Origin of the sequence: Aureimonas glaciei, from assembly GCF_014643375.1 — a bacterium.
In the GTDB taxonomy this organism is placed as follows: Bacteria; Pseudomonadota; Alphaproteobacteria; order Rhizobiales; family Rhizobiaceae; genus Plantimonas; species Plantimonas glaciei.
The window spans coordinates 490,026-515,419 of sequence record NZ_BMJJ01000003.1; the positions used below are offsets into that span (position 1 = coordinate 490,026).

Consider the following 25,394-nt stretch of genomic DNA (forward strand, 5'->3'; position numbering starts at 1 on the left):
CAAATCCGTTTCGCTACGGGGTTGACCTGCCTAGATAGGCCGGTCCGCCGGATTGGACAGAGATCGAGAGGCGCCAAACTTTCGGGCCGGGCCGAAAGAGGACGCGTGGCCGCGGACGGGCCAAACAGAAAGCGTTTCTATTGCGACGACGCCATCGACTCGCATGACGGGCGGGATCAGGAGCGGTCACTTGCCGTTCGTTTCCCGACCTTCCGGGAAGGCCCGAATGCGACCGGTTGCCTCGGCGCTTGAAGGCCTCAGCGTTCTGCCCCGGCGGGGCCGTCGAGCACCGCGTCGGGCCGGCTGACCTGGACGGCCGTCATCGAGGTCATGCTGGCGAGTTCCTTGGTGCCGAGGCGCTTCAGCATGTCGCGGAAGCTCGGATGCATACCGCCGTCGACGTAGCTCATGGGCGTGCCGCCACGCCCTTCCGACAGGAGGACCTGGAGGGTCTTGGCGTCCTCGGCGCGCTTGGCCAAAACTTCGGGCGCGATGCTCGTCTCGAGTGGCGGACAGGCTGCGGCCGCCTCGATCGGCAGGCCGTCCTTGCGGCGGGAGTCGAACACGTAGCGACCACCGCAGGCTGCAACGTCGGGTTCCTTCCGCGTCACCTCGAAGATGTCGTAGCCGAGCTTCAGGTTGCGCCAGAAGGCGATGTTCGGATCCGCCCGGTGACGCGCCATCTGGGCCGTCGTCATCCGGAACGGGAAGGACTGGACCTGGAAGTCGCCCTGGCCGAGCGCAAAGGCCCTTTCGGCCTCGGAATAGACCTGGCCGACGCCCTCGTCGGTCATGGCGAAGCAGCCCGACGAGGAGCAGGCGCCGTGCACCATCAGCGAGTCGCCGGTATAGCCGAGGGACTTTTCCAGCGGGTTCGGATAGCCGAGATTGAAGGAGCGGTGGAATTTGGAGTTCGGGTTCAACTGCGCCTGGGAGACGCGGTAGAAGCCCTCCGGTGCCTGGCGATCGCCGTTCGTCTTCTTCGGCCCGAGCTTGCCGGACCAGCGGCAGAGCGGATGGGTCTTCTGGAGCGCGTAGCGGCCGTCGGCGCCGAGCTTCCAGACCTCGAGCTCGCTTTCCTCCTTGAAGATGCGAACGAGGATCGATCCGGCGGGCCGAACCTTCACGTCGGCATAGGCCGGAAAGAGGTCCTTGTAGCCCGACTCCGTCACGGACACGCATCCAGCCGCCGACATCAGACCGGCGAAGACGATCGCCAGGACTGCTGCGCGTGGAAAACCTCGTCCGACGCGTGCTCGATGTTCTGTGTGCATTTCCATCCGAAGCGCTGAGTGGGCGACATCCGCCCATCATCGAGGGCGGGGCTGACGCGGACGTGACCTCGGGGGCGAGGCTGGTCGCGTGCGCCCCCAAGAGACGGGCCGATCCGGCGGAAGTGAGGCGGCCGGCCCTCAGGGTGTCTGGTGACGGCACTCGCCATGGTCGCCGAGCCCCGACCACCCGGCGCCAGAGACGCACTCGTGAGAGCCCCGTGAACAGTGCGTCGCAGCATTCGGTGTTCACGACCGCATCTGCGCCGTCTAGGGTCCGGCCACGACCTTCCCATTGAAAGAGAGCCCGCATGAACCTCGTGAAATCCCTCATCATCGCCTCGACGGCCCTCGTCGGCGTGTCCGCTGCCTCGGCCCAGACCATCGGCGTTCCCGCGGGCAGCTATGTCAGCGACCCGACCCACACCAACGTCCTGTGGTCGGTCAGCCATTTCGGCGTCTCCAACTACATCGGCCGCTTCGACGGTATCTCCGCCACGCTCGAGATCGACCCGGCCGACCCGACACAGTCGAAGCTCACCGCCACGATCGACCCGGCGTCGGTCGACGTGAACTACCCCGCGGAAGACAAGGATTTCGCCGCCGAGATCGAAAGCGAAATGTTCCTCGACGCCGCGAAGTTCACCGAAATCACCTTCGTTTCGACCGAGATCAAGACCACCGGCGCCGACACCGGCACCGTCACCGGTGATCTCACCTTCCACGGCGTGACCAAGCCGGTGACGCTCGACGTCAAGATGAACGCCGCGCTGAACCCGCACCCGATGACGAAGAAGCCGGTCGTCGGCTTTTCCGCCACCGGCACGATCAAGCGCTCGGAATTCGGCGTCGCGACGCTGGTCGGGCCGATCGGCGACGACGTCACGTTGACGATCGAGACCGAGTTCGTCCCGAAGTAAGGCGATCTCCCGTGAGAAGGGCCCGGTCGAAGGACGGGGCCCTTTTTCGTGTCGGCGTGTTGGAGAAAACGATGCAGGGCACCGTGAAGGGCTATAATGCGGGGGCGATGATCCTGCACTGGGCGATCGCGGCGGCGATGCTGTTCCAGCTCGCCGTCGGGTTCTCGATGACCCGGCTCGACCTGTATTCCGACCCGGTGCGCTTCGCCCTGTTCCAGTGGCACAAGACCGTCGGCCTCTTGGTGCTGTCGCTGACCCTCGCGCGGATCGCGTGGCGGCTGTTCAACACGCCGCCGGCCCACGGTCCCATGCCGTTCGCGGAGAGGGCGCTCGCCGGGCTCGTGCATTTCCTGCTCTACGCGCTGATGCTGGCCGTGCCGCTGTCCGGCTGGCTGATGGTCTCGGCGTCGCCGACCGGCATTCCGACGCTGCTCTTCCTCTCGGAGCTCCTGCCGTGGCCGCACCTTCCCGTGCCGGCCAGCGCCGCCGTCGCGGCCACGGCCGAGACCGCGCACGTCTGGCTGGCCTATTCCACCGCAGGCCTGATCGTCCTCCATGTTGCGGGCGCCCTGAAACATTCGCTCGTCGACCGGGCGCCGTCCTTGGCGCGCATGCTGCCCCTCGGGCTTCTGCCGCGACAGTCGACGGCGCTGGTCGCGATCCCGGTGGCGGTCGCCGCCCTCGTCGTCTTCCTCGGCGGCGGATTGGCGGTCGGGCGCCATGGGGGCGAGGGGGCCGCGACGCAGGCTTCCGTTACCACCGCACCCGAGGGCCTGTCCGGCTGGACGATCGACAAGACAGCCTCGACGCTCACCTACACCGCCCGCTTCTCCGGCAAGGCGATCGGCGGCACCGTGGGCAACTGGAATGCCGCCGTCACCTTCGATCCGGAGAACCTCGCCGCAGCATCGGCCAGGATCGTCGTCGACAGCGCCTCGGTGACCATCGACGATGCCTTCGTCCGCTCCAACCTTCCGGGCCCCGATGGACTCGACGCCAAGACGCATCCCGAGGCCATCGTCGACCTGACCGAATTCGAGAAGACGGCGGGCGGATTTCGGGGCGAGGGGACCATGACGATCAAGGGCACGGCCCTGCCCATCTCGGTCCCCTTCACCTTCGATCGCCAGGCCGACGGAACCGCCCATGTCGTCGGGACCGCCAGCTTCGACCGCATGGCCTACGGGCTCGGCGCCCAGAACGACGCCTCGGGCGAATGGCTGGCCCTGCCGATCGAGGTCACCTTCGATCTCGTCGCCAGGCCCTCAGTCATCGAAACTTCGGCAAGTCGCGGTCTTCCCGGAAAAGCGTAGCGCAAGCTGCGAACGCGCGTCTATCGCCGCTTCGTGATGTCGGCGCCGGCGCCATGATGGTGCGGCGCGTCGACGGCACCGGTGCCCGCATCGGGAATCAGGACCAGTTCGCCATGGCGGACGCTGCGCTCGGCGATGACGTGTTCGGCGAAGTGGCGCACCTCGCGCGTCGGGCCTTTCAGGATCGACACCTCCATGCAGGTCTCGTGGTCGAGATGGACGTGCAGGCTCGAGACCGACAGGGCGTGATGGTCGTGATGGGTGTTGGTCAGGCGCCGCGACAGGTCGCGGGCGCTGTGATCATAGGTGTAGACCAGGGCCGCGACGCAGTTTCCGGCCGTGCCGGCCTCGACTTTCGCCCGCGTGAGACCCGCCCGCGTCAGGTCGCGAATGGCCTCTGAGCGGTTCTGGTAGCCGCGCTCGGCCATGATCGCATCCAGATCGGCCATCAGGTCGTCGTCGAGGGTGACGGTCACACGCTGCATTTCGGGCTCTCGCGCTGGCAAAGACGGCTCACACCTGCCCCGCCAGGGCGATGGGATGCAAGGGCAGGGGGAGAAGATGGCCGTCACGCTGCCGTCGGCTTGCCGCAAAAGTATGACGATCCGGTATAGACTGCTTACCTCGCCATGCCTATGGTCCGCCTCGATTCGGCCCTTTCGCGGTCTGGAATGCAGGAAATGTCGATGCCTCGAAGACGCTTGGGTCACACCACGATGAGGGGCGCCTTCCTGGCAGCGATGCTGGTCGGGCTCGGCAGCCCGATGGCGACGGCGGCCCCGAAGGCCGATCTCGTGCTGGCGATCGGCGGCGAGCCGGAAACCGGCTACGATCCGCTGCTCGGCTGGGGCAGCTACGGGCACCCGCTTTTCCAGTCGACGCTCCTGACCCGCGATGCCACGCTGGCGACGCAGCCCGATCTCGCCACGCGCTGGACCCTCTCCGAGGATCGCCTGACCTGGACGGTGACGATCCGCGGCGACGCGACCTTTTCCGACGGGACGAAGCTGACGGCGAAAGATGTCGCCTTCACCTTCGAAGAGGGCGCCAAGACCGCCGGTGCGCTGGACCTCTCGGTGCTGGAAAGCGCCACGGCCAGCGACGACGCCACCGTCGTCTTCCGCCTGAAGAAGCCCTGGATCACCTTCACCGAAAGTTTTCACACCCTCGGCATCGTGCCGGCTGCGGGCTACGGCCGCGACTATGCCCGCCATCCCGTCGGCTCCGGGCCCTATCGGATCGTCTCCTGGCGCGAGGGCGAACAGCTCATCGTCGAGCGCAATCCCGGCTATTACGGCAAGGTCCAGGCCTTTGAGCGCCTCACCTTTCTCTTCACCGGCGAGGATGCGGGGCTGGCGGCGGCCCAGGCCGGCGCCGTCGATCTCGTCTCGGTGCCGGGCGTCTCGGCCGATGCCGTGCCGGACGGGTTTCACGCGGTGACGGCGCGGACCGTCGACAACCGCGGCATCAGCTTCCCGATGCTCCCCGACGAGGGCAAGACGAATGCCGAGGGCGAGAAGCTCGGCAATGCCGTGACCTCCAACAGGGCGATCCGCCAGGCGATCAATCAAGGGCTGGACCGCAGCCAGATCGTCGAGGTCGCGCTGCACGGACATGGCACGCCCGCCTTCGGCCCCGCCGACGGCCTGCCCTGGGCGGGTGAGGGCGAGGCGATCGCTTTCGACCTCGGCGCTGCCAAGGCGATCCTCGACAAAGCCGGCTGGATCGTGGGCGATGACGGCGTGCGGGAGCGTCAGGGTGTTCGCGCCGCCTTCCCGATCCACTATCCGGCCGCCGACACCACGCGTCAGGCTCTGGCCGAGACGGTCGCCGAACTCCTGCGTCCCCTTGGCATCGAGGCGACGGCGAAGGGATCGTCCTGGGACGCGATCGAGCGCGTGATGCATGCCGAGCCGGTGGTTTTCGGCTTCGGCAGCCACTCGCCGCTCCAGCTCTTCAACCTCTACGACTCCTCCGTCGCCGGCGTGGAGTACCTCAACCCGACCTACTACGGGAACGCGGCGGTCGACGCGCATTTCGCGACGGCGCAGGCCGCCGGCAGCCTTGAGGAATCCTTTCCGGCCTGGCGGGCGGCCGCCTTCGACGGCACCACGGGCTACGGAGAGAAGGGCGATGCCGCTTGGGCCTGGCTCGTCAATCTCGATCACGTCTACTTCGCCAACCGATGCCTCGACGTCGGCAAGACGCAGATCGAGCCGCATGGTCATGGCTGGCCGATCACGGCGGCGATCCAGGACTGGCGCTGGACGTGCGACTGACCGGAGCGCTCGGCGGTTTCGTCGCACGGCGGCTGCTGCGCCTCGCGCTGATCCTCATCACCGTCTCCGCGGTCGCCTTCACGCTGGCGAAACTGTCGCCGATCGATCCGATCGACGCCTATCTCGGCCCGGCGATCGCCCGGGTCGGCGCGGAGCAGCGCGCGCTCATCGCCCAAGCCTGGGGCCTCGACCAGCCGGCGGCCATGCAGTTCGCGCGCTGGGCCGGCCGCATCCTCTCCGGCGATCTCGGCTGGAGCGTCACCTTCAACGCGCCGGTGTCCGACGTGCTGCGCGAGCGCCTCGGCGCGACGCTGGCGCTGACGGGCACGGCCTGGCTCCTGTCGGGCCTGCTCGGCTTCGCGCTCGGCGTCCTGGCCGGCGCCTTCGAGGGATCCTGGCTCGACCGCGTGATCCGGGTCTACGCCTATGTCCTGGCGTCGACGCCGACCTTCTGGCTGGCGATCCTCCTTCTCGTCGTCTTCTCCGTGCAGTTGCGCTGGACCCCGGTCTGCTGCGCTGGCCCGATCGGCGTCCTGCCCGGAGAGATCACGCTGCTCGACCGCCTGCGCCATCTCGCCCTGCCGCTGGCGACGCTTTCGCTCCTCGGCGTCTCGCAGATCGCCCTGCACACGCGGGCGAAGATGGCCGAGATCCTGCGCTCCGACTTCGCGCTCTTCGCCCTCGCGCAGGGGGCGTCGCGGATGGACATCGCGCTCCGCCACGGCGCCCGCAACGCAGCGCTTCCGGCCGTCACGGTGCTGTTCGCCTCGATCGGCGAGATCTTCGGCGGCTCGGTGCTCGCCGAGCAGGTGTTCGCTTTTCCCGGGCTCGGCCGCGCGACGGTCGAGGCCGGCCTGCGCGGCGACGTGCCGCTGCTGCTGGCGATCACCCTCCTGACCACGGCCATCGTCTCCAGCGGCAATACCGTCGCCGATCTCCTCTACCGCGTCCTCGACCCGAGGATCGGGACGGAGCGCGGCGTGACGGGGATCGACGTGGCATGACCGGCAAAGCCCTGACTGCAGACCTGCGCTCGCGCGGTGGAAGCACCGGACGCATCGCGACGATCGGCATCGCGCTGATCGGTCTGGCGACCGTCGTCGCCGTCCTCCTCGCGGCATGGTGGCTCGGCACTTCCGGAATCCGCGCCGATTTCGGCGCGCGGCTGCTGCCGCCCTCCCTGGCGCATCCCTTCGGCACCGACGCGATGGGGCGGGACATGCTGGCCCGCACGGTGAAGGGCCTCTCCGCCAGCCTCTGGGTCGGCATGCTGGCCGCCACGATCTCGTCCACCCTGGCGCTCGTCCTCGCGCTGGTCTCGCTCCTCGGGCGGGGCGCCGATGCCGTGGTCTCCTTCCTCGTCGACGCCGCCTTGGGTCTGCCCCATCTGGTCCTCCTGATCCTTCTCGCCTTCGCGCTGGGCGGCGGGACGACGGGCGTGATCCTCGCCGTCGCCCTCACGCATTGGCCGAGGCTGACCCGGATCCTGCGGGCCGAACTCATCCAGGTGCGTGCCTCCGGCTATGTCGAGGCATCGCGCGCTTTCGGAAAATCCTGGAGCCACATCGCCCGTCACCACGTCCTGCCGCATCTCGTGCCACAACTGATCGTCGGCCTCGTCCTCCTGTTCCCGCATGCGATCCTGCACGAGGCCGGGCTGACCTTTCTCGGCTTCGGCCTCGAACCCTCCAAGCCCGCCATCGGCATCATCCTGTCGGACGCTATGCGTTTTCTCAGCGCCGGCAAATGGTGGCTCGGCGTGTTTCCCGGCCTCTGCCTTCTCGCCGTCGTCCTCTGCTTCGACGCGATCGGCGCGGGCGCCCGGCTCTGGGCAGACCCGCGCGCCGGGCAGGACTGACGATGCTGGAAATCGAAAGCCTCACCATCCACTTCCGCCGCTACGACGGGCTGTGGCGGCGCCGCTCGGTCGCCGGCCTCACGGACGTCACCCTCGACGTCACCGCCGGCGAGGTGCTGGCGGTGGTTGGCTCTTCCGGCGCCGGCAAGAGCCTTCTGGCGCATGCGATCCTCGGCATCCTGCCGCGAAACGCCGTGATCGAGGGGCAGATCCGTTTCGAGGGGGTAGGGCTCGACGCCGCGTCCCTCAGGACCTTGCGCGGGCGGCGGATCGCGCTCGTTCCGCAATCGATCGCGCATCTCGATCCGCTCGCCCGGGTCGGGGACCAGGTGCGTTGGGCGGCCAGGCGCGCGGGCCTGCCGCGGGGCAGGGCCGCCGAGGCTTCCGCCGCCGCCCTGCATGAGCTCGGCCTTCACGAGGGCGTTGCCGAGGCCTATCCGCATGCCGTTTCGGGCGGCATGGCACGCCGCGTGCTGCTGGCGACCGCGATGGTGGGCCATGCCGACCTCGTCATCGCCGACGAACCGACGGACGGTCTGGATCCGGCCAACGCCGCCCTCGTCCTCCGGCATCTGCGCGGGCTCGCCGACAGCGGCAAGGCGGTGATCCTGGTGACGCACGATCTCGTCTCGGCCCTGCCTTTCGCCACCCGCGTCGCGGTGATGCGGCACGGTGCCCTTCTCGGCATCGAGCGCGCGGATGACTTTTCCGCCGACGGCGCAGGCCTTCGCTCGCCCTACGCCCGCGCCCTCTGGCGCGCACTGCCGCAGAACGAGTTTGCCGTGCCCGGGGAGCCGAGGGATGCTTGAGGCCCGCGACCTCGTCTTCGGCCATGCGCGCCGCGCCCCGCTCGTCCTCGACGGCGTCGGCCTGACGATCCGTCCCGGCGAAATCCTCGGCCTGTCCGGCCCCTCCGGCTGCGGCAAGACCACGCTCGGGCGGCTCCTCGCCGGCCATCTGCGTCCGCGTTCGGGGAGCGTGCACGCCGACGGATCGCCGCTTCCCGCATCGGGCTTTCGGCCCGTCCAGCTTCTGCCGCAGACGCCGCTGCTGGCCATGAACCCTCGCTGGCGGATCGGCCGCATCCTCACGGAAGCCTGGAAACTGTCGGAAGCGGATCGCGCTGGTTTCGGAATTTGCGCGGACTGGTTGGATCGCTATCCGCACGAACTGTCCGGCGGCCAGCTGCAGCGTGTCTCCATCCTCCGCTCGCTGGCGCCCGGCACCCGCTACCTCGTCGCCGACGAGATCACGGGCGCCCTCGACGCGATCGGGCAGGCGGAGATCTGGACCCTGCTGCAAGCCGTAACCCGGCAGCGCGCGATCGGCGTGTTGGCGATCAGCCATGACCGGGCGCTGCTGAGCCGGATCGCCGACGCTTGCCTGTGTCTGTCGGAGATGACGGTCGCCGTCGACCAGCGAAACGACCAGAGGATCAGCGCCTGACGGCGAAGGCCCGCCAGCGGAAGATGGACGATCGGTATAGTCCCGGCCATCGGCCGGAGTTGAGAGGTGGGTAGCTTGACGGACATTTTGTGTCCGAGAGTCCGCCATGCCGCCCCTTCTGTCTCGCCTCCGGCGGGTTGTCCTGACCACGCTCGTGGTCCTTTCCGTCCCGCTCGGCTATGCCGGCCTCCACTACGCCCGCGGCAACATCTTCGAAATCCAGCCGGGTGTCCTCTATCGTTCCGGCCAGCTCGACGGGACGACGCTCCAGCGGTTGATCGAGCAGAAGGGTATCCGCACCATCGTCAATCTGCGCGGCGCGCATCCGGGAGAACGCTGGTTCGAGGCCGAGGCCTCGATCGCGGAGGGCAACGGCATCCACTACACCGCGATCCCGCTGTCGGCCCGCTCCGTCCCGGCAATGGCCACGATGGACGCGCTCGCCCTGCTGCTCCGGGACTCGCCGGGGCCGGTCCTCGTGCATTGCCTCGGCGGGTCGGATCGCTCCGGTCTGGCCGCGGCGATCTACGAACTGGTGGTGCGCGGCAAGAGCGAAGCGGAGGCCGCGGGCCAGCTTTCCATTGTCTACGGGCATTTCCCGTGGCTAGGGTCAGCGACGGGAGCCATGGACGACGCCTTTGCGCAGTTTGCCGACCACTGGCACCGGGACAAGACCTTGGTCTCCGCTTCTGGCGACGTCGGGCAGGTACGGATGCAATGAAGATTCTGGTCATCGAGGACGATCGGCAGACGGCGAGCTACGTCGTCGGCGGGATGCGGGAGGAGGGACACGACCTCGATCACGCGAGCAACGGTCCGAACGGGCTGGAGCTGGCCGTCACGCGGGACTACGACGTGCTCGTCATCGATCGCATGCTACCAGGGCTCGACGGCCTGTCGATCGTCAGGGCCCTGCGATCCTCAGGCAAGGACACGCCAGTCCTCTTCCTCACTTCGATCGGCGGCGTCGACGACCGGGTCGAGGGGCTGGAGGCCGGCGGCGACGACTATCTCCTGAAACCCTTCGCCTTCTCCGAGCTGATGGCGCGCGTCAACGCCCTCGGGCGGCGGGCTCCCAGCAAGAAGGAGGAGACGGTTCTGAGGGTGGGGGGGCTTGAAATGAACCTCATCGCCCGCACGGTGACGCGCGACGGTCAGACGATCGAGCTTCAGCCGCGGGAGTTCCAGCTTCTGGAGTACCTCATGCGCAACCGCGGCCGCGTCCTGACCCGCACCATGCTGCTCGAGCGCGTGTGGGACTTCCATTTCGATCCCAAGACGAACGTCGTCGAGACGCATATCAGCCGGCTCCGATCGAAAGTCGACAAGCCGTTCGAAAAGGAAATGATCCGCACGGTGCGCGGCGCCGGATACGCGCTCCATGCGCCTTCCTGAACACTTCCGCTCGACCTCGTTTCGGCTGGGCAGCATCTACGGCGCGCTCTTCCTCGTCTCGATGATGGCCATCCTCGGCATCACCTATCTCGCCGCCACCGCCGAGGTCGAGGGCATCGTGCGGCTCTCGGTCGTCGAGGATATGAAGCGCTTCCAGGCGGCCGCCGCGCAATCGGGCGATGCGGGGCTGCTGGCGGCCGTTCGAGCGCGGTCCGACGCGGCGACGGACGATCATTTCTATCTCCTGACCGACCTTTCCGGAGTCTTTGTCGCGGGCAACCTTCCCGCGGAGGTTTGGCGCGAGGGGTGGTCCGAGCGCAAGCTCCGGGGATCCGTGATGGAGACCAGCGAAGCGCTGCGCGCCGCCGCGGCCATGAACTCCGACAACGAGGTTCGGCTGTTCTCGCAGGGCGTGACGATCGGCGGCTATCGCGTGCTGGTCGCCCGCAATTCGCATATCCTCGACGAGACGCAGGAGATCATTCTCGGCGCCCTTCTGTGGGGATGCGGCGTCACCATGCTGCTCGCCCTCGTCGGCGGCCTCGTCATCGGCATCGGCCCGACGCGGCGCGTCGATGCAATCGCCGCCGCGATGCGGTCGGTGGCGGCCGGACGGTTCGACCAGCGGCTTCCGGACTTCGGCCGCAAGGATGAGCTCGGCCGCCTGTCGAGCGACATCAATGTCATGCTGGCGCGCATCGAGATCCTGATGAGCAGCCTGAAGCAGGTGTCGACCGACATCGCCCACGATCTGCGCACGCCGCTGGCACGGCTGCGGCAGGGCCTCGAGGGGACACAGCGTCGCGGCGACGACGCCGCCGCGCTGAGGAATGCCGTCGATGCCGCCGTTGGCGAGGTGGATTCGATCATCGAGACCTTCAACGCGCTGCTGCGGATCGCGCAGATCGAGGCCGGCGCCCGCAAGGCGAAATTCCGCCAGCTCGATCTCTCCGCCCTCCTGTTCCAGATGCACGACGTCTTCGAAAGCGTCGCGGAGGAGTCGGGCAAACGTCTCGAACTCGCCGCGGATGAGGGGCTCCGGGTTCAGGGAGACCGCGACCTCTTGCAGCAGCTTTTCTCGAACCTCGTCGACAATGCGCTGACCCATGTCCCGGCGCCCGCCCGCATCGTTTTGTCCGCGCGGGCCGAGGGCGAGAGGATCATCGTTGACGTCGCCGACGATGGGCCGGGCGTGCCGGAAGCGGAACGCGAAAAGATCTTCCGGCGGCTCTACCGCCTCGACCGCAGCCGGACGACCCCGGGCAACGGCCTTGGCTTGGCTCTCGTCGCGGCCATCGCCGAACTTCACGACGCCCGGATCACGGCCCTCGACAACCGTCCGGGTCTTCGCATGCGGATCGATTTTCCCGCTTCCCGGGAAAATTGAAGCTTTGTCGGCAGGCGGTCCGTGGCCTGAAAAGCGCGGCGGCCGACAGCGAACGGACAGGTGGAAGCGGCGAGAAGGGGTGCGGCGGGCACGCGTGATGCCCCCGATGAACCCCGGAGACATTCGATGAGCAAGGCCCTCTACACCGTGATCGCCCTTCTCGCCCTCGTTCCCTTCGCCGCGCAGGCAGAGGAGGAGAAGGAGGATTGCACCACGGTCCCGCAGGCCCAGTGGATGAGCCAGGACGCCATCAAGGCCAAGGTCGCCGAGGCCGGCTACAAGGACATCCGATCGATGGAGCTGAAGGGCTCCTGCTACGAGGTCTACGGCTTCGACAAGGACGGCAAGCGCGCCGAGATCTATGTCGACCCGGCGACGGCGACGATCTTCAAGTCCACCGAAGAGGGCGAGTGATCCATGCGGCCCGAAGCGATCCGGGGAGGGGGCATCGTCCCCCTCCCGGCAGAGACGGCCACCGTCAGGGTCTGGGATCCGGTCGTCCGGATCTTTCACTGGGGCGTCGTCGCCGCCTGCATCCTCAACCTCTTCATTCTGGAGGAGGGCAAGATGGCGCATCGCTATGTCGGCTATACCGTGGCCGGCCTGCTGGCGGTCCGCCTCGTCTGGGGCCTGGTCGGATCGCGCCATGCCCGGTTCGCCGATTTCATGCCGACGCCCCGTAGGCTGGTGCCCTATGTTCGCGATCTCGTCGCCGGCCGCGAGAAGCGGCAGCTCGGCCACAACCCGCTCGCCGCCGTGATGATGATCGTCCTGATGCTTCTCCTCGCGCTGACGGCCGGAACGGGCTTCATGTCGACGCTGGACGCGTTCTGGGGCGTCAAATGGGTGAAGGAGCTGCACGAGGTCTTCGCCAATGGGATTCTCTGGCTGGCGGTCCTCCATGCGGTGGCGGCGATCGTCGAAAGTCGGCGGCACCGCGAAAACCTGATCTGGTCCATGGTCACGGGGCGCAAGAGGGCGATCGACTGAATGCGGCTGCTTCTCGTCGAGGACTCCCAGCGACTGCTCGAACTCCTGACGGACACGGTCCACGAGGCCGGCTGGCGGATCGACGGCGTCGGCACCCTGGCCGACGCCCGCAGCGCGCTCGCGGGCGCGGAACACGACATCCTGGTGCTCGATCTCGGGCTGCCCGACGGGCACGGGCTGGATCTCATCCGCGAGCTCCGCGCGGCCCGCTCGACCATCCCGATCCTCGTCATCACCGCCGCCAGCGACGTGGAGTCGCGCATTGCCGGCCTCGATGCGGGGGCCGACGACTACCTCGCCAAGCCGTTTCATCATCGGGAGCTCATGGCGCGCTGCCGGGCCTTGGCCCGGCGCGGCATGGCGGGTGGCGCACCCGTGCTCGTCGCCGGGCGGCTGCGCTACGATCCCTCGCTTGCTGAGCTGACCTGCGCGGGCGAGGCCGTTGCCCTCGCGCCGCGCGAGCGGCAGTTGGCGGAGCTGCTCGTGCGCGATGTCGACCGGGTCGTGCCGAAGCGAAAGCTCGAACATGCGCTTTCGGAATATGGCGACATGCTGAGCGCCAATGGGCTGGAGCTCGCCGTCTCGCGGCTTCGGCGCAAGCTCGAGCCCTTCGACAGCGGCATCGCCATCGAGACCGTGCGCGGCGTCGGCTATCTCCTGCGGACGCTGCCGGAATGACGGGCCGGGACGCCAGGACGGCGCCGCCGCTCATCATCGTCGTCGCCCGGCGCATCCTCGGTTTTGCCGCTCTCGCCATCACGCTGCAAATGGGGATCGTCTTCTTCGACTACTGGTTCGACGACGGCGAACTCGGCCGCTTGCTGATCGAGAACGAGACGGCGGTGATCGCCGAGGAGTACCGCCATCCGAGGCGGGCGACCGATCCCTTTCCCTCCGCCGCTCTCCAGGAACGCTACGGACTATCCGGGGCATCAAACCCGCAGGCCGGCTATTTCTACCGGATCCGTCTCGACGACGGCCGCGTTCTCGCCGGCAATTGCCCGGACGACTGCGCGGATCATTTTCTGCCGCTCACCGTTCATCCGCCGGCTTTCTGGGACCGTCCCATCCGCCCAGGCAAGCCGTTGACGGTGGCGGGCGGCAGGACGTTCGACTTCGGCGACAGGGCGCCGCTGGTGGTCGAGTTCGCCAGCGTCGGCGATCCCCGGCGGCTCGTGAACGGCGTCATCTTCCACGAAATGGTGGACCACATGATCGTGCCGATGGGCCTGATGCTCTTCGTGGTCATCGGTGCGACGATCCTGTCGATCCGCAAGACGCTCGTCCCGGTAGCGACGGCCGCGCGTGCCGCCGACCGGCTCGATCCGCGCCTGCCCCTCCGGCAGCTCTCGACCGAGGGCATGCCGGCGGAGGTCGCCGATCTCACGCGCGTGGTGAACCGGGCCTTCGACCGCGTCGCGGAGCTCGTCCGCTCGCAGAAACTCTTCTCCGCCGCGATCGCGCACGAGATCCGCACGCCCGTGGCGATCGTCAAGCTGGAGCTCGCGCGGATCGAGGATCCCCGCGCCCGCAAGGCCGAGCGCGACCTCGACCGTCTCACCCACACGCTGGAGCAACTGACCGCGCTGGCGCGTCTCGACGCGGTCGAGGGCGAGGCGTTCCATACCGCGTCGCTCTCCCGCATCGCCCGCGACGCGGTCGCCGAACTTGCTCCCCTCGTCTTTGCCAGTGGCCGGACGATCGCCTTGCAGGACGAAACGGATGCGACCGTTCTGGTCGTGCCGTCGCTGATCTCGACGCTTCTGCGAAATCTCGTCGAAAACGCCGTCAAGCATACGCGGACGGGCACGACCATCACGGTCGCAGTCGAGGCGCCGGGATCGCTGGTCGTGTCCGACGACGGCGACGGTTTCGCGGTGGCGCAGGGCCGGGTCGGCACGGAAGTCGGCATGGTCAACACGGCTGGCTCGCTCGGCATCGGGTTGAAGATCGCCGAACGGATCGCCGCCCTTCACGGCGCCCTTCTCCGCGTCGACAGCGCGCCCGGGCATGGCACCACGGTGCGCCTGGTGATGGAGCCTGCCTCCGCCGAATGGACCACGGCGGATTCAGTCCGGCATGCATCTTCGGAAAATCGCGACACTCCGGTTGCAAATGCCGACCCCTGAAAAGCGTGCCGCCGCAACCGTTGCCGGGACATGGCCATGAGGCAGAGAGGGTCGAGGGGGCGGTTACGCCCAACCGTGCCAGACGACGAAGAGGGCAAACCCGCCATTCGCGAGGACGAGGCAGAAGACGGCCAGCGAGCCGAGATCCTTGGCCTCCTGCGCGAAGCGCGCAAAACCGGGCGAGATCCTGTCGACCAGCACCTCGATCGCGGTGTTCAGCGCCTCCACCGCCATCAGCACGAGGAACAGGATCGCCTGGATCCCAAAACTCGCCAGCGGCGCGCCGACGACGGCGAACAGGCCGAAGACGGCGGCCGCGAGCGCCATTTCCTGACGGAAGGCCGCCTCACCGAGCAGCCGACGGAAGCCGGCCAGAGAATAGGCGGTCGCCGAGACCGCATGAACCCATCCACGGGTCCGCGGTGGCTTGCTGGCCGAAGCCAGAGGCTCGTCCGTCATGACCGCACCTCGCCGGCCGGCGCGGCCGCGACCGCACCGGGATCGTGCCGGCACGCTTGGAATGCGTCGAGCTCTGCGTCGTAGGCTGCCGTCTTCACGTCGGTCATTCCGAGCACGGTGTGGAAAAGATTGTCGTGCGAGAGCGGGCGGTCCGCCTCGCCCCGGAGGCAGGCAGAGTCGAGGTCGTTGGCCTTCAGATAGCCATCGGAGAGCCACGCCAGGAAGGGCACATGCGTCTGGGTGTCGGGCGCGATGAAATAGGGCGCGGCATGCAGGTAGAGACCGTTCTCGCCGAGCGACTCGCCGTGGTCGGACATGTAGACCATCGCCGTCGAGAGGGCGGGGCCCTTTGCTTTCAGGAGGTCGACGATCTCGGACAGGATGTGGTCGGTGTACAGGATCGTGTTGTCGTAGGCCGCGACGATCTCCGCCTGACTGCAGTCGCCGAACTGCGCCGTGGCGCAAGCCGGCTGGAAGCGGGCGAAGGCCGGGGGAATGCGCTGGTAGTAGGCCGGTCCGTGACTGCCTTCCAGATGCAGCACGACGACGGCATTGCCGACGGGTGCGCTCGACAGATACGACTTCAGCCGTTCGACGACGACCTGGTCCCAGCAGTCGCCCTCGCGGCAGTTGACGGGGTCCGGCCTGGCTTGAAGGGCTTCGTGGGCGACCCGGTCCGCGACGCCCTTGCTGCCCGTATTGTTGTCGAACCAGTCGACCCGGAGGCCGGCATGGGTCAGGACGTCGAGAAGGTTCTCCCGGGACAGTCCCTTCGCGTTGGAATAGTCGGTTCTGCGATAGCCGGAGAACATGCAGGGAAGCGAGACCGCAGTGGCCGTTCCGCAGCTCGAGACCTGACGGAAGTTCAGGGCTTCCTGTGCCTTCATCGCCGGGTTGGTCTCGCGGGCGTAGCCGTTCAGGCTGTAGTTCTGGGCCCGGGCCGTTTCGCCGACGACGATCACCGTCAAGGCGGGCCGCGAGGCGGCGAAGCGGCCGCCTTGCCGGGCATCCACGCCATAGGGCTGGACCACCACGTCGCGCTCCTCGATCAGGCTTCCCGCGTACTTCACCGCCCCGACGATGGGCGCTGCGGGATTGAGGCTCGCCATCAAGTCCCCGCGCTCCCGAAAGGTCGAGGAGAAGGTGGCGTAGTTCCAGGCGAGGATGGCGACCACGGCGATGAGACTAGGCATGATGACTGCGCAATTGCGCCAAAACTTCTGGCCGAATGGCCGATGGACGACCCTGACGAAGCCGATGGCGGCCGACGGAATCAGGCCGAACAGCAGGAGATGCAGGGCAAGATCAGGCGTCAGGAGCTGTCTCGCCTCGTTGCTCGTCGTCACGACCGCATTCCGGATCATGTCGCGATCGATCGTGATGCCGAAGGTATCGGTGAAGTAGGAGGCCACGGCAGAGATCAGCACGAGAAGGATGAAGGCCGGCTTGATCAGGTATTTGACGGAGATCGCGGTCAGTATCGCGACGGACAAAAGGAAGATGGCGAACCCGAGCGCCACCAATTGCGTCTCGTGACCGGCGAAGTAGGCCATGCCCTTTCGCCAGAATGCCGCGTTGGTGGTGAGAAGCAGGAAGGCCGATGTGACGATCGCGAGTGTCACACTGCCGATGGCGGGTCTGCGAAAAGGCATGAGGAGATGATCCGAACGCGCGTCGCCACTTCCCAGCACCGTGCGGGAAGGTCAGCCAACCTTGGTTCGCCTTGCCTAGCAGGGCCGCCGGTCATCGACGTGGCCGTCTCTATACGGATCGGTATAGGCGCAGATCGCGGGAAGATCGCTGGCAGGCGTCTCGGCGGGAACAAGGCCAAACTGGATCGATCACCGCGGGAACCGCTTCCGCAGATGCCGGAGCCCGGACAGAGAACCTCTCGTGAGCACTGGCGGCAAAGAGGTCCAACCCCGCGACCCGGACCCGCCCGCGTCGGGCGCGATGAGGGCCATGTTCTATGTGGCCGCATCCGACTCTGAGGATCCGCATGTCGTATCCGATGTCCGCATCGTGCAGGAGGCGGCGCGTGAATTCGCCGTTGCCGGCCTCAGCCGAACACCAGCGAGCGGTGGAGTGCCACGCCGGCGGTGATGCCGTCGCTGGCGGCCCAGGTCGCGCTGTGCGGGGCGCGGGCGATGTCGCCGGCGGCGTAGACACCGGGCACCGTCGTCATCTTGTCGGCGTCGGTCCGGATGATCGGCCCGAGCGGCCCGTCGTCGATGGCGCAGCCGAGTTTTTCCGCCAGAGCGCTGTTCAGCCGCGTCGGCGCGGCGATGTATAGGGCGTCGAGAGCCTGGTGCCGACCGTCCCCGAGGGTGAGGCGGACGGGCGCGCCGTCATCGCCCTCCAGAGCGAGCACGGGGGCCGGCTCGATCGAGACGCCCCGTCGCAGCAGTTCCTCCCGCGTCGCCTCGTCCGGAGATTCCTTGCTGTTCAGGAACAGGGTCGTCGGTCCCCATTCGGCGATCAGCATCGCCTGGTGCGCGGAATGCGGCGCGGTGTGCAGCACGCCCAAGCGCTGCCCGGAAAATTCATAGCCGTGGCAGTAGGGGCAGTGCAGCACGCTGCGGCCCCAGCGCTCGCGCAGGCCGGGAATCTCCGGCAGGACGTCGGAAAGGCCGAAAGCGAGCACGAGCTTTCGCGCCTCCAGGGTTTCGCCATCGGCGAGGACGACGGCGAAGCCGCCCTCGACCGCGCGAGCGTCGATCGCCGTCGCGTCGAGGAACGAGACTTCGGCATAGGCGCCGAGCTGCGCGCGGGCGGCGGACAGGATGGCGCGCGGCTCGGACCCGTCCTGCGCCAGAAATCCGTGGGAATGGGCGGCGAAACGGTTGCGCGGCGCGCCCGCATCGATCACCGCGACGGCTCTTCGGCCGCGGGCGATGTAGGTGGCGGCGGAGAGGCCCGCAAAGCTGCCGCCGACGACGATCGCGTCATACTGCATGGGTTTCGTCCTTGAAGTCGCAATGGCTGGTGCGCTGGGCCAGGCGCGCATGAAAGTCGGCACTGAGCGCGGCGAGCGTTACCGCCCCGAGACGCCGCAGAAGCAGGCTTTCCGCTTCGGCGAAGGCATCGTCCATGGCCGCGTTCACCGCTTCCTCGACGAGACAGCCCGGCGCCTCCGTGCGGTTGCCCATGGCGAAAATGCCGGGCGAGCCGATCGCCGCGTAGACGTCGCGCAGCGTCACGGTCGAGAGATCGCGCGCGATCGTCCAGCCGCCGCCGTGCCCCTTTTCCGAACGGACGAGTCCGTCGTCGCGAAGGCCCGCCAGGATCCGGCGGATGACCACCGGGTTGGTCTGCATCGCCGCGGCGAGCTGCTCGGAGGTGAGGGGGCCCTCCACCTCGGCCATGTGCAGGAGGACGTGCAGAACGCCCGACAATCGGCTGTCTCTTTTCATGAAACTTCATATGTTGCATGAAGGGGGCCGAGTCAAGGCGCGACATGATTTGTCGTCTCATTGATGTCGGCTCAGGAGCCGCCGGAACCTGACGACCCCTGGAGTTTCGGCGCTGAGGTCCCTGTCCGTCGGCATCAATTCACCGGCCTTCTTCGCGGGCGCCCCCAACGAAGAACGCCCGACCTCAGAGGCCGGGCGCTCGATTCAGGCGATGCTAAATCAGTGCGCCAGCATCTCGCTGACAATCTCTTTCGCGTTCAGCGACGACGGGTAGTAAGTCGGCCAGTTCGTGACCTCCTCCAGGAGAGCGGCACGGTCGTCGCCCCAATAGAGGTGGTAGTGGTCGGCCTTGGCCGGCGCGATCCCGTGATCGCTGAACTGGATGAACTGCGGTGCCTCGGCGTCGCCGTCCGTCTTCTTGAAGATGAAGCGGACGCCGCGATTGCCCTTCTTGTAGGTCAGGGTCTCGCGGCCGTCGTCGGCATAGGTCCCCTTCACCGGCTTGCCGTCCCGGTAGAAGGTCACGACGTCACCCTCGATCGTGATGCGCTCGACATCGGTGCGATAGCCGGTCTCATACTCCGCCTTGACCCCGTCGGCACTCATCGTGCCGCTCTCGGCCTTGTGCGCCCAGACCGGATCCAGCGTGCCGTCCTGGAGATAGGGATACAGCGACTGCCAGTCGCCGGCGTAGTCCGACAGCGGGCGGTCCTGGATCTGGCTGTCCTCGAAATAGCCCGCATAGATCTTCGGGTCGCCGTGGCTGTGAGCGTGAGCCGCATGATCGTGGCCGTCGCCCTCATGAACGACGCCGCTGCCCCCGGCGACGGCAATGTTGTAGGGCATGCCCTCGACGGGGATCGTCCCGGCTCCCTCCAGCGTGTCCTTGGCGATGCGGCGGACCATTCCTGCCTTCGGATCGCTCATGACCACCTCGTTCCCGGCCATGGCCAGCCGCGGCCGTGGGTCGTTCCAGTGGCCGTCCATGGAGTAGGGCTCGGTCACCCGGGCGCTCTGGGCGACCTTGCCGTGGAGGACGTCGATCTGGTGAAGCGTGCCGTCCTCGGTCAGCACGTAGCCGAAGCGGGCATTGGCCGGATCGAGGACGAAGTCGATGCGGCGGAAGGGCAGCTCGATGTGTTGGAAGTGGGGTTCGTCGGCGGGATCGACGACGACCAGGCCCTTGTCGCCGTAGTTGCCGAGAAATACCTGCAGGCTCTTGGAGCCGAGGAGGGTTCCCGTGGTCTCTCCCGCCGGCAGGTCCGCCGGGTAGGGCAGCATCTTGAACGACGGGCCGTCGGCGCCTGCGGCGACGGTGAGGATGCCCTCCTCGCAGCCGGTCGCGAGGTAAGCGCCGGAGAACGCCTCGCCGTGGATGCCGGTGCAGGTCGCGACCGCGCCAACGGGCGTGCCGTCCGCCTTCACCTGTTGCAGGCCGAGACGCTGGGGTGCTGCATCGCCGTCGACAGGCGCGTTGGAGGCGACGCTCGTCACCCAGGCTTTGCCGATCGGGGCAGCGTAGCCGTGATGGGCCCGCGCCTGGGGAAGGCGTTCGGCCTCGACCTTGCCCGCTGCGAGGTCGTGCGCGTCGACGATCTCGGCGTAGCCGCCCCGGTCGAAGTTGATCACCACCTTGCCGGCGTGATCGATCACGTGGAAGGGGCGCGGTCCCGTCAGCGGGTTTTCCAGCGCCACCGGATCGGCGATGGCGATGTCGGAATGGTCGCCATGGGAATCGAGGACGATGCCGCTCCGGAAGAAGTGCACCACATCATTGTCGGACTGCACGGCCACGACGGCGGCACCGTCATCGACGCCGTAGAGCTTGCTTTGCCCTGTCGTCTCGAACGTCCAACGCTTGTCCGGCGCGCTGAGGTCGAACGCGGTGATCTTGGGATCGGCGTGATCGCCGACGAACACGCGGTAAAGCGTGGCGTCGTCGCGGTCGGCCTCCTGTGCCATGGCGGTGGCCGCCAGGATGAGTGAGATGCCTGTCGCACAGGCCAGTGTTCGCCGCATTGTTTTCTCCATGAGTGGCTGGTGAAGGGGCGGGAGCTCGGACGCTCGGCGCCGGTGGGAAGATCAGGCGGCCTGGCGGGACCAGGTCGGGAAGGGATCGGGGAGTGCGCGCCAGGCACTCGGCGTGAAGGCGTCGGCATCGACGAGGCAGGCGTCGAGGCGGGCGCGCATCGCAGCCTCGTCCATCGGGTCGGTGCCGATGAAGACGATCTCCTGGCGCCGGTCGCCCCAGACGGGGTCGAGGACAGGCGCCATCAGCCGCTGCCAGTCCGGCGTGTCCGGCCATTGCGCTGAGGGAACCGAGGCCCACCAGAGGCCGCGCTTCTTCGTCTTCACCAGCGCTCCGGCCTGCGCGATCTCGCCGACATGGTCCGGCCGCGTCGCCAGCCAGAAGAAGCCCTTGGCGCGGATGACGCCGGGCCAGGACTGGGTGACGAAGGCCTGGAAGCGCGCGGGATCGAAAGGCGCCCGCGCCCGGTAGACGAAGGAGCGGATGCCGTATTCCTCGGCTTCCGGCACGTGATCGGCAAAGCCGTTCAGCTCGCGGACCCAGAGCGGGTGCTCGTGCGCGCGCTCGAAGTCGAAGAGGCCGGTGCCGAGGATGTCGCCGAGCGGCACGGCGCCGAAGTCGACTTCCACGATGCGGGCGTCGAGGTTGAGGGCGCGGATGATCTTTCGCGCCGCGTCCCTTTGGCCGGGGCTGGCCGAGGAGACCTTGTTGAGGACGACGACGTCGGCGAACTCGATCTGCTCGACCAGGAGATCGACCTGCCTGCGCGTGTCCCCGTCGCCCGCCGTCTCGCCGCGGTCGCGCAGGAAGTCGGCGGACGCATAGTCCTTGAGGAGATGGGCGGCGTCGACCACCGTCACCATGGTGTCCAGCCGGGCGACGTCCGACAGGCTCTCGCCCGCTTCGTCCCGGAATTCGAAGGTCGCCGCCACCGGCAGCGGCTCGGAGATTCCGGTGGACTCGATCAGGAGGTGGTCGAAGCGGTCCTCCTCGGCGAGGCGCCGGACCTCGGCGAGGAGATCGTCGCGCAGGGTGCAGCAGATGCAGCCATTGGTCATTTCGACCAGCCGCTCGTCGGTGCGCGACAGGTCCGCGCCGCCGTCCCGCACGAGCGTGGCGTCGATGTTCACCTCGCTCATGTCGTTGACGATGACGGCGACGCGCAGGCCGTCGCGGTTGGTCAAGACGTGGTTGAGAAGGGTGGTCTTCCCGGCTCCGAGGAAGCCGGACAGGACGGTGACGGGCAGCTTGCGCATGGGGGTCTCCGGGGCTCGACAAAGTCCTGAGTTTCGTAATGTTATTCTATAACAAGCACAAGCCCCGATCTTTCGAGTCGAGGGGCTTGCTTTCGGGTTTTGTTATTTTATAACATACGCCATGCCGTGGATCGCTGCACGGCGGAAAGCAAGGCGTCGTGAGGCGGCCCGATCCGCGCCCTGTCTCACGACCCCGCCAGCGATCGGAACCGGGATACCATCTTGATGTCACACCAGCTTCGGCCATCGGCGCTTCGGGGATCGGCTCTCCAGCGCCTGGGCTTCGTCGCCGCCCCCATCGCCGTGCTCTGGCTCTTCGTCGCCTTCGCGCTGGACGTCTTCGCGTGACGCTGTCCGCGACGCCCGCTGTCCGGCTGGAGGATCTGACGGTGGCCTATCGGCGCCATCCGGCCGTCCACCACGTCTCGGGCGCTTTCGCCCCGAATTCGCTGACGGCGATCGTCGGACCCAACGGCGCGGGCAAGTCGACGCTCCTGAAGGCGATCATGGGACTTCTGCCGGCGGCGGAAGGCCGGATCCATCTGGACGGCATCCGGCGCCGCGACATCGCCTATCTCCCCCAGGCGAGCGAACTCGACCGGACCTTTCCGGTGACCGTCGCCGATCTCGTCTCGCTCGGCGCCTGGCGCGAGGCGGGGGCTTTCGGCCGCATCGGAGGCCGGGCGCTGGCGCGCGTCTTCGAGGCGATCGAGAGCGTCGGGCTCGGCGGCTTCGAGAGCCGCACCATCGGCACGCTGTCGGGCGGTCAGCTCCAGCGCGCGCTCTTCGCCCGCGTCCTGGTCCAGGATTCGCGGCTGCTTCTCCTCGACGAGCCTTTCACCGCCATCGACACCCGTACGGTGATGGACCTTCTCGCCGTCGTCCGCCGCTGGCACGGGGAGGGGCGCACCGTCATCGCGGTCCTGCACGACATGGATCTGGTGCGCGAGCATTTTCCCGAGACGCTGCTGATCGCGCGCGAACTCGTTGGCTGGGGAGAGACGGGAGAGGTGCTCTCGCCCGAGCGGCTGCGCGAGGCCCGCAATCTCAGCGAGGCCTGGGCCGAGGATCCGCGCTTCGCGGCGCCGCGCGGCCGTGCGTTCGAGCGGAGCGCCGCATGACGCTTCTCCACTCCATCTACGACCTCACCGTCTCGCCCTTCGTGTCCTATGGCTTCATGCGCCGGGCGCTGGCCGGGTGCCTGTCGCTCGCCTTCGGCGCCTGTCCGCTCGGCGTTCTCCTGGTGCTGCGCCGGATGAGCCTCGTCGGCGACGCGATGAGCCATGCGATCCTGCCGGGCGCGGCGGTCGGCTTCCTGATGGCGGGTTTCTCGCTCTTCGCCATGACCGTCGGCGGCATGGCGACGGGCCTTGCCGTCGCCGTGCTGGCCGGCCTCGTCTCGCGCTTCACGCCGCTGCGCGAGGATGCGAGCTTTGCCGCCTTCTACCTGTCCTCGCTCGGGCTCGGCGTCCTCCTCGTCTCGGTGCACGGCTCGAACATCGACCTCCTCCACGTCCTCTTCGGCACCGTGCTCGCGCTGAACGATCCGGCCGTGCTGCTGATGGCGTCGATCTCCACCATCACCCTCGTCGCATTGGCGGTCCTTTACCGGCCGCTGATCGCCGAATGCCTCGATCCCGGCTTCCTTCGCTCGGTCGGCGGCGGCGGGGGCGTGATCCACATGCTGTTCGTGACGCTGGTCGTGCTCAATCTCGTCGGCGGCTTCCAGGCCTTGGGAACGCTGATGGTCGTCGGCATCATGATGCTGCCCGCGACCTCCTCGCGCTTCTGGGCCGAGACGGTTCCCGGGCAGATGCTAGTGTCCGCCACCATCGGGCTCGGCGCCTCGATCGCTGGACTGCTCGTCTCCTACCACCAGGACCTGCCGGCTTCGCCCGCGATCATCCTCTCGGCCAGCGCCGCCTATGCCGTCTCGGTCCTGTTCGGCCGCTTCGACAGCGTCGCGGCGCGCACCGTGCGCCGTCCGCACTTCCACCACTGACACCCCATGAAAGGAATAACCGATGCGTATCTCGAAGACGTTTCTGGCCCTCGCGCTCTCCAGCTCGATGCTCGCCAGCCTGTCGCCGGCGCAGGCCGAGGAGCCGATCAAGGTGGTCGCCTCGTTCTCGATCCTCGCCGACATGGTCAAGGAGATCGGCGGCGACCACGTGGCCCTGACGACGCTCGTCGGCCCGGACGGCGACGCCCATGTCTATGAGCCGACGCCCTCCGACGCGCGCGCCGTGGGCGACGCAAAGCTCCTCGTCGTCAACGGTTTCCAGTTCGAGGGCTGGCTGCCGCGTCTCGTCGACACCGCCGGCTTCAAGGGCACGGAGGTGGTCGCCACCACCGGGCTGGAGCCGATCCCCTTCGCCGAAGAGGGTCACGACCATGCCGCCGGCGAGAGCCACGAAGGCCACGCGCACGAGGCGTCCGCCGAGGAGCATCAGCACGAGGCGGCCGAGGTCGGGCACGAGGGTCACGACCACGGCGTCAACGACCCGCATGCCTGGCAGAACCTCTCCAACGGCGTCGTCTATGCCCAGAACATCGTGAAGGGCCTGTCCGAGGCCGATCCCGAGAACGCCGCCGACTACAAGGCCAAGGGCGACGCCTACATCGCGGAGATCAAGGCGATGGACGCGCGCGTGAAGTCGGAACTCGCCGCCGTTCCCGAGGATCACCGCAAGGTCGTCACCTCGCACGACGCCTTCGGCTACTTCGCCAGGGCCTATCACGTCGACTTCATCGCGCCCGAAGGCGTGTCGACGGAGAGCGAGGCGTCGGCGGCCGACGTCGCCAAGATCATCGACCAGATCAAGGCGGAGAAGATCACCGCCGTCTTCGTCGAGAACATCAGCGACCCGCGCCTGGTGGAGCGGATCGTCGCCGAGACCGACGCCAGGATCGGCGGCACCCTCTACTCCGACGCCCTGTCGGGACCGGACGGCCCGGCCGCGACCTATCTCGGCATGTTCCAGAACAACATCGAGCAGATCGTCAAGGCGCTGAAGACGAGCTGACCCATCCCGTCACGGGGCGGCTCAAAGCCGCTCCGCGACGCCACCCAGGCAGGAGGCAGGGACGATCATCATGCAGGGGCGTCGTGACTCCAGGACCTCCCGAACCGGTCGCCGTTGCGTCCGGAAGGGGGCGATGGCGACGCCGACGAGCCGCCGCTGGCGCCGTGCGTGAGCGAGACGATCCACGGGATGACCATGCACCGCCGATGAAGGCCCGCCTCCA

At 67.7% G+C, this 25,394-nt stretch carries 26 protein-coding genes; 18 read left to right on the top strand and 8 right to left on the bottom strand.

The annotated features are described in order from the left end of the window. Window positions 1-257 precede the first annotated feature (257 nt). The gene (locus IEX88_RS09050; protein ID WP_373289563.1) at window positions 258-1,274 is read right to left on the bottom strand and encodes a L,D-transpeptidase family protein; all 1,017 of its coding nucleotides are present in this window, start codon (window positions 1,272-1,274) and stop codon (window positions 258-260) included. Between the two features lie 308 nt (window positions 1,275-1,582). Between IEX88_RS09050 and IEX88_RS09055 the strand changes: the two genes are divergently transcribed. Further along, the gene (locus IEX88_RS09055; protein WP_188850242.1) at window positions 1,583-2,191 is read left to right on the top strand and encodes a YceI family protein; all 609 of its coding nucleotides are present in this window, start codon (window positions 1,583-1,585) and stop codon (window positions 2,189-2,191) included. A gap of 71 nt (window positions 2,192-2,262) precedes the next feature. Next, window positions 2,263-3,504 (top strand): cytochrome b/b6 domain-containing protein, encoded by a 1,242-nt coding sequence (locus tag IEX88_RS09060; RefSeq protein ID WP_188850243.1) that lies wholly within the window; start codon window positions 2,263-2,265, stop codon window positions 3,502-3,504. A 20-nt stretch (window positions 3,505-3,524) separates the two neighbouring features. On the opposite strand, the gene nikR is transcribed toward IEX88_RS09060, so the two are convergent. Then, entirely contained in the window at window positions 3,525-3,989 is a 465-nt protein-coding gene (gene nikR, locus IEX88_RS09065; protein ID WP_188850244.1) for a nickel-responsive transcriptional regulator NikR, read from the bottom strand. Window positions 3,990-4,190: 201 nt separating this feature from the next. Between nikR and IEX88_RS09070 the strand changes: the two genes are divergently transcribed. The 12 genes from IEX88_RS09070 to IEX88_RS09125 all read left to right on the top strand — a co-directional run bounded on the left by IEX88_RS09070 (window position 4,191) and on the right by IEX88_RS09125 (window position 14,988). After that, window positions 4,191-5,783: an ABC transporter substrate-binding protein gene (locus IEX88_RS09070; RefSeq protein WP_244639986.1), complete on the top strand. Its 1,593-nt coding sequence runs from the start codon at window positions 4,191-4,193 to the stop codon at window positions 5,781-5,783. Continuing rightward, window positions 5,774-6,787 (top strand): ABC transporter permease, encoded by a 1,014-nt coding sequence (locus IEX88_RS09075; protein ID WP_244639988.1) that lies wholly within the window; start codon window positions 5,774-5,776, stop codon window positions 6,785-6,787. The genes IEX88_RS09070 and IEX88_RS09075 overlap by 10 nt, the downstream gene beginning before the upstream one ends. After that, window positions 6,784-7,641, top strand: a complete 858-nt coding sequence (locus IEX88_RS09080) for an ABC transporter permease (RefSeq protein ID WP_188850246.1) — start codon at window positions 6,784-6,786, stop codon at window positions 7,639-7,641. The genes IEX88_RS09075 and IEX88_RS09080 overlap by 4 nt, the downstream gene beginning before the upstream one ends. Before the next feature lie 2 nt (window positions 7,642-7,643). Then, a complete protein-coding gene (locus IEX88_RS09085; protein WP_188850247.1) occupies window positions 7,644-8,450 on the top strand; it encodes an ATP-binding cassette domain-containing protein in 807 nt (268 codons plus the stop codon). Then, complete coding sequence (locus IEX88_RS09090; RefSeq protein WP_188850248.1) at window positions 8,443-9,087, top strand: ABC transporter ATP-binding protein; 645 nt, start codon at window positions 8,443-8,445, stop codon at window positions 9,085-9,087. The genes IEX88_RS09085 and IEX88_RS09090 overlap by 8 nt, the downstream gene beginning before the upstream one ends. A 106-nt stretch (window positions 9,088-9,193) precedes the next feature. Continuing rightward, a complete protein-coding gene (locus IEX88_RS09095; protein WP_188850249.1) occupies window positions 9,194-9,808 on the top strand; it encodes a tyrosine-protein phosphatase in 615 nt (204 codons plus the stop codon). Further along, complete coding sequence (locus IEX88_RS09100) at window positions 9,805-10,482, top strand: winged helix-turn-helix domain-containing protein (RefSeq protein WP_188850250.1); 678 nt, start codon at window positions 9,805-9,807, stop codon at window positions 10,480-10,482. The genes IEX88_RS09095 and IEX88_RS09100 overlap by 4 nt, the downstream gene beginning before the upstream one ends. Beyond that, window positions 10,469-11,869: a sensor histidine kinase gene (locus IEX88_RS09105; protein WP_188850251.1), complete on the top strand. Its 1,401-nt coding sequence runs from the start codon at window positions 10,469-10,471 to the stop codon at window positions 11,867-11,869. The genes IEX88_RS09100 and IEX88_RS09105 overlap by 14 nt, the downstream gene beginning before the upstream one ends. A 126-nt stretch (window positions 11,870-11,995) precedes the next feature. Continuing rightward, on the top strand, window positions 11,996-12,283 hold the full coding sequence (locus tag IEX88_RS09110; RefSeq protein ID WP_188850252.1) for a PepSY domain-containing protein: 288 nt from the start codon (window positions 11,996-11,998) through the stop codon (window positions 12,281-12,283). Between the two features lie 3 nt (window positions 12,284-12,286). Continuing rightward, the gene (locus IEX88_RS09115; protein ID WP_188850253.1) at window positions 12,287-12,859 is read left to right on the top strand and encodes a cytochrome b/b6 domain-containing protein; all 573 of its coding nucleotides are present in this window, start codon (window positions 12,287-12,289) and stop codon (window positions 12,857-12,859) included. Beyond that, the gene (locus IEX88_RS09120) at window positions 12,860-13,537 is read left to right on the top strand and encodes a response regulator transcription factor (protein WP_188850254.1); all 678 of its coding nucleotides are present in this window, start codon (window positions 12,860-12,862) and stop codon (window positions 13,535-13,537) included. Next, a complete protein-coding gene (locus tag IEX88_RS09125) occupies window positions 13,534-14,988 on the top strand; it encodes a sensor histidine kinase (protein WP_188850255.1) in 1,455 nt (484 codons plus the stop codon). The genes IEX88_RS09120 and IEX88_RS09125 overlap by 4 nt, the downstream gene beginning before the upstream one ends. A gap of 63 nt (window positions 14,989-15,051) precedes the next feature. On the opposite strand, the gene IEX88_RS09130 is transcribed toward IEX88_RS09125, so the two are convergent. The 6 genes from IEX88_RS09130 to IEX88_RS09155 all read right to left on the bottom strand — a co-directional run bounded on the left by IEX88_RS09130 (window position 15,052) and on the right by IEX88_RS09155 (window position 22,145). Beyond that, the gene (locus tag IEX88_RS09130) at window positions 15,052-15,447 is read right to left on the bottom strand and encodes a diacylglycerol kinase (RefSeq protein WP_188850256.1); all 396 of its coding nucleotides are present in this window, start codon (window positions 15,445-15,447) and stop codon (window positions 15,052-15,054) included. Then, window positions 15,444-17,099 (bottom strand): phosphoethanolamine transferase, encoded by a 1,656-nt coding sequence (locus tag IEX88_RS09135; protein WP_188850257.1) that lies wholly within the window; start codon window positions 17,097-17,099, stop codon window positions 15,444-15,446. The genes IEX88_RS09130 and IEX88_RS09135 overlap by 4 nt, the downstream gene beginning before the upstream one ends. Before the next feature lie 407 nt (window positions 17,100-17,506). After that, window positions 17,507-18,403: an NAD(P)/FAD-dependent oxidoreductase gene (locus IEX88_RS09140; protein ID WP_188850258.1), complete on the bottom strand. Its 897-nt coding sequence runs from the start codon at window positions 18,401-18,403 to the stop codon at window positions 17,507-17,509. Beyond that, entirely contained in the window at window positions 18,393-18,860 is a 468-nt protein-coding gene (locus IEX88_RS09145) for an Rrf2 family transcriptional regulator (protein ID WP_188850259.1), read from the bottom strand. The genes IEX88_RS09140 and IEX88_RS09145 overlap by 11 nt, the downstream gene beginning before the upstream one ends. 219 nt (window positions 18,861-19,079) lie before the next feature. Then, window positions 19,080-19,706: a metal-binding protein ZinT gene (locus IEX88_RS27190; RefSeq protein WP_373289565.1), complete on the bottom strand. Its 627-nt coding sequence runs from the start codon at window positions 19,704-19,706 to the stop codon at window positions 19,080-19,082. Between the two features lie 1,236 nt (window positions 19,707-20,942). Further along, window positions 20,943-22,145 carry a GTP-binding protein gene (locus tag IEX88_RS09155; protein WP_188850261.1) on the bottom strand — a complete coding sequence of 401 codons (1,203 nt, stop codon included), beginning with the start codon at window positions 22,143-22,145 and terminating at the stop codon, window positions 20,943-20,945. Between the two features lie 225 nt (window positions 22,146-22,370). Between IEX88_RS09155 and IEX88_RS27045 the strand changes: the two genes are divergently transcribed. The 4 genes from IEX88_RS27045 to IEX88_RS09170 are packed head-to-tail and all read left to right on the top strand — an operon-like array spanning window position 22,371 to window position 25,171. Then, window positions 22,371-22,493, top strand: a complete 123-nt coding sequence (locus IEX88_RS27045) for a hypothetical protein (protein WP_274604583.1) — start codon at window positions 22,371-22,373, stop codon at window positions 22,491-22,493. After that, the gene (gene aztA, locus IEX88_RS09160; protein ID WP_188850262.1) at window positions 22,490-23,266 is read left to right on the top strand and encodes a zinc ABC transporter ATP-binding protein AztA; all 777 of its coding nucleotides are present in this window, start codon (window positions 22,490-22,492) and stop codon (window positions 23,264-23,266) included. Before IEX88_RS27045 ends, aztA begins: the two co-directional genes overlap by 4 nt. Beyond that, complete coding sequence (locus tag IEX88_RS09165) at window positions 23,263-24,147, top strand: metal ABC transporter permease (RefSeq protein ID WP_188850263.1); 885 nt, start codon at window positions 23,263-23,265, stop codon at window positions 24,145-24,147. The genes aztA and IEX88_RS09165 overlap by 4 nt, the downstream gene beginning before the upstream one ends. A gap of 22 nt (window positions 24,148-24,169) precedes the next feature. After that, a complete protein-coding gene (locus IEX88_RS09170) occupies window positions 24,170-25,171 on the top strand; it encodes a metal ABC transporter substrate-binding protein (protein WP_188850264.1) in 1,002 nt (333 codons plus the stop codon). Window positions 25,172-25,394 lie beyond the last annotated feature (223 nt).

Bases quoted from the DNA above. Each gene is read 5' to 3' on its own strand.
- IEX88_RS09050 (WP_373289563.1), bottom strand. From the start codon at position 1,274: ATGCACACAGAACATCGAGCACGCGTCGGACGAGGTTTTCCACGCGCA.
- IEX88_RS09055 (WP_188850242.1), top strand. From the start codon at position 1,583: ATGAACCTCGTGAAATCCCTCATCATCGCCTCGACGGCCCTCGTCGGC.
- IEX88_RS09060 (WP_188850243.1), top strand. From the start codon at position 2,263: ATGCAGGGCACCGTGAAGGGCTATAATGCGGGGGCGATGATCCTGCAC.
- nikR (WP_188850244.1), bottom strand. From the start codon at position 3,989: ATGCAGCGTGTGACCGTCACCCTCGACGACGACCTGATGGCCGATCTG.
- IEX88_RS09070 (WP_244639986.1), top strand. From the start codon at position 4,191: ATGCCTCGAAGACGCTTGGGTCACACCACGATGAGGGGCGCCTTCCTG.
- IEX88_RS09080 (WP_188850246.1), top strand. From the start codon at position 6,784: ATGACCGGCAAAGCCCTGACTGCAGACCTGCGCTCGCGCGGTGGAAGC.
- IEX88_RS09085 (WP_188850247.1), top strand. From the start codon at position 7,644: ATGCTGGAAATCGAAAGCCTCACCATCCACTTCCGCCGCTACGACGGG.
- IEX88_RS09090 (WP_188850248.1), top strand. From the start codon at position 8,443: ATGCTTGAGGCCCGCGACCTCGTCTTCGGCCATGCGCGCCGCGCCCCG.
- IEX88_RS09095 (WP_188850249.1), top strand. From the start codon at position 9,194: ATGCCGCCCCTTCTGTCTCGCCTCCGGCGGGTTGTCCTGACCACGCTC.
- IEX88_RS09100 (WP_188850250.1), top strand. From the start codon at position 9,805: ATGAAGATTCTGGTCATCGAGGACGATCGGCAGACGGCGAGCTACGTC.
- IEX88_RS09105 (WP_188850251.1), top strand. From the start codon at position 10,469: ATGCGCCTTCCTGAACACTTCCGCTCGACCTCGTTTCGGCTGGGCAGC.
- IEX88_RS09110 (WP_188850252.1), top strand. From the start codon at position 11,996: ATGAGCAAGGCCCTCTACACCGTGATCGCCCTTCTCGCCCTCGTTCCC.
- IEX88_RS09115 (WP_188850253.1), top strand. From the start codon at position 12,287: ATGCGGCCCGAAGCGATCCGGGGAGGGGGCATCGTCCCCCTCCCGGCA.
- IEX88_RS09120 (WP_188850254.1), top strand. From the start codon at position 12,860: ATGCGGCTGCTTCTCGTCGAGGACTCCCAGCGACTGCTCGAACTCCTG.
- IEX88_RS09125 (WP_188850255.1), top strand. From the start codon at position 13,534: ATGACGGGCCGGGACGCCAGGACGGCGCCGCCGCTCATCATCGTCGTC.
- IEX88_RS09130 (WP_188850256.1), bottom strand. From the start codon at position 15,447: ATGACGGACGAGCCTCTGGCTTCGGCCAGCAAGCCACCGCGGACCCGT.
- IEX88_RS09135 (WP_188850257.1), bottom strand. From the start codon at position 17,099: ATGCCTTTTCGCAGACCCGCCATCGGCAGTGTGACACTCGCGATCGTC.
- IEX88_RS09140 (WP_188850258.1), bottom strand. From the start codon at position 18,403: ATGCAGTATGACGCGATCGTCGTCGGCGGCAGCTTTGCGGGCCTCTCC.
- IEX88_RS09145 (WP_188850259.1), bottom strand. From the start codon at position 18,860: ATGAAAAGAGACAGCCGATTGTCGGGCGTTCTGCACGTCCTCCTGCAC.
- IEX88_RS27190 (WP_373289565.1), bottom strand. From the start codon at position 19,706: ATGCCCTACAACATTGCCGTCGCCGGGGGCAGCGGCGTCGTTCATGAG.
- IEX88_RS09155 (WP_188850261.1), bottom strand. From the start codon at position 22,145: ATGCGCAAGCTGCCCGTCACCGTCCTGTCCGGCTTCCTCGGAGCCGGG.
- IEX88_RS27045 (WP_274604583.1), top strand. From the start codon at position 22,371: ATGTCACACCAGCTTCGGCCATCGGCGCTTCGGGGATCGGCTCTCCAG.
- IEX88_RS09165 (WP_188850263.1), top strand. From the start codon at position 23,263: ATGACGCTTCTCCACTCCATCTACGACCTCACCGTCTCGCCCTTCGTG.
- IEX88_RS09170 (WP_188850264.1), top strand. From the start codon at position 24,170: ATGCGTATCTCGAAGACGTTTCTGGCCCTCGCGCTCTCCAGCTCGATG.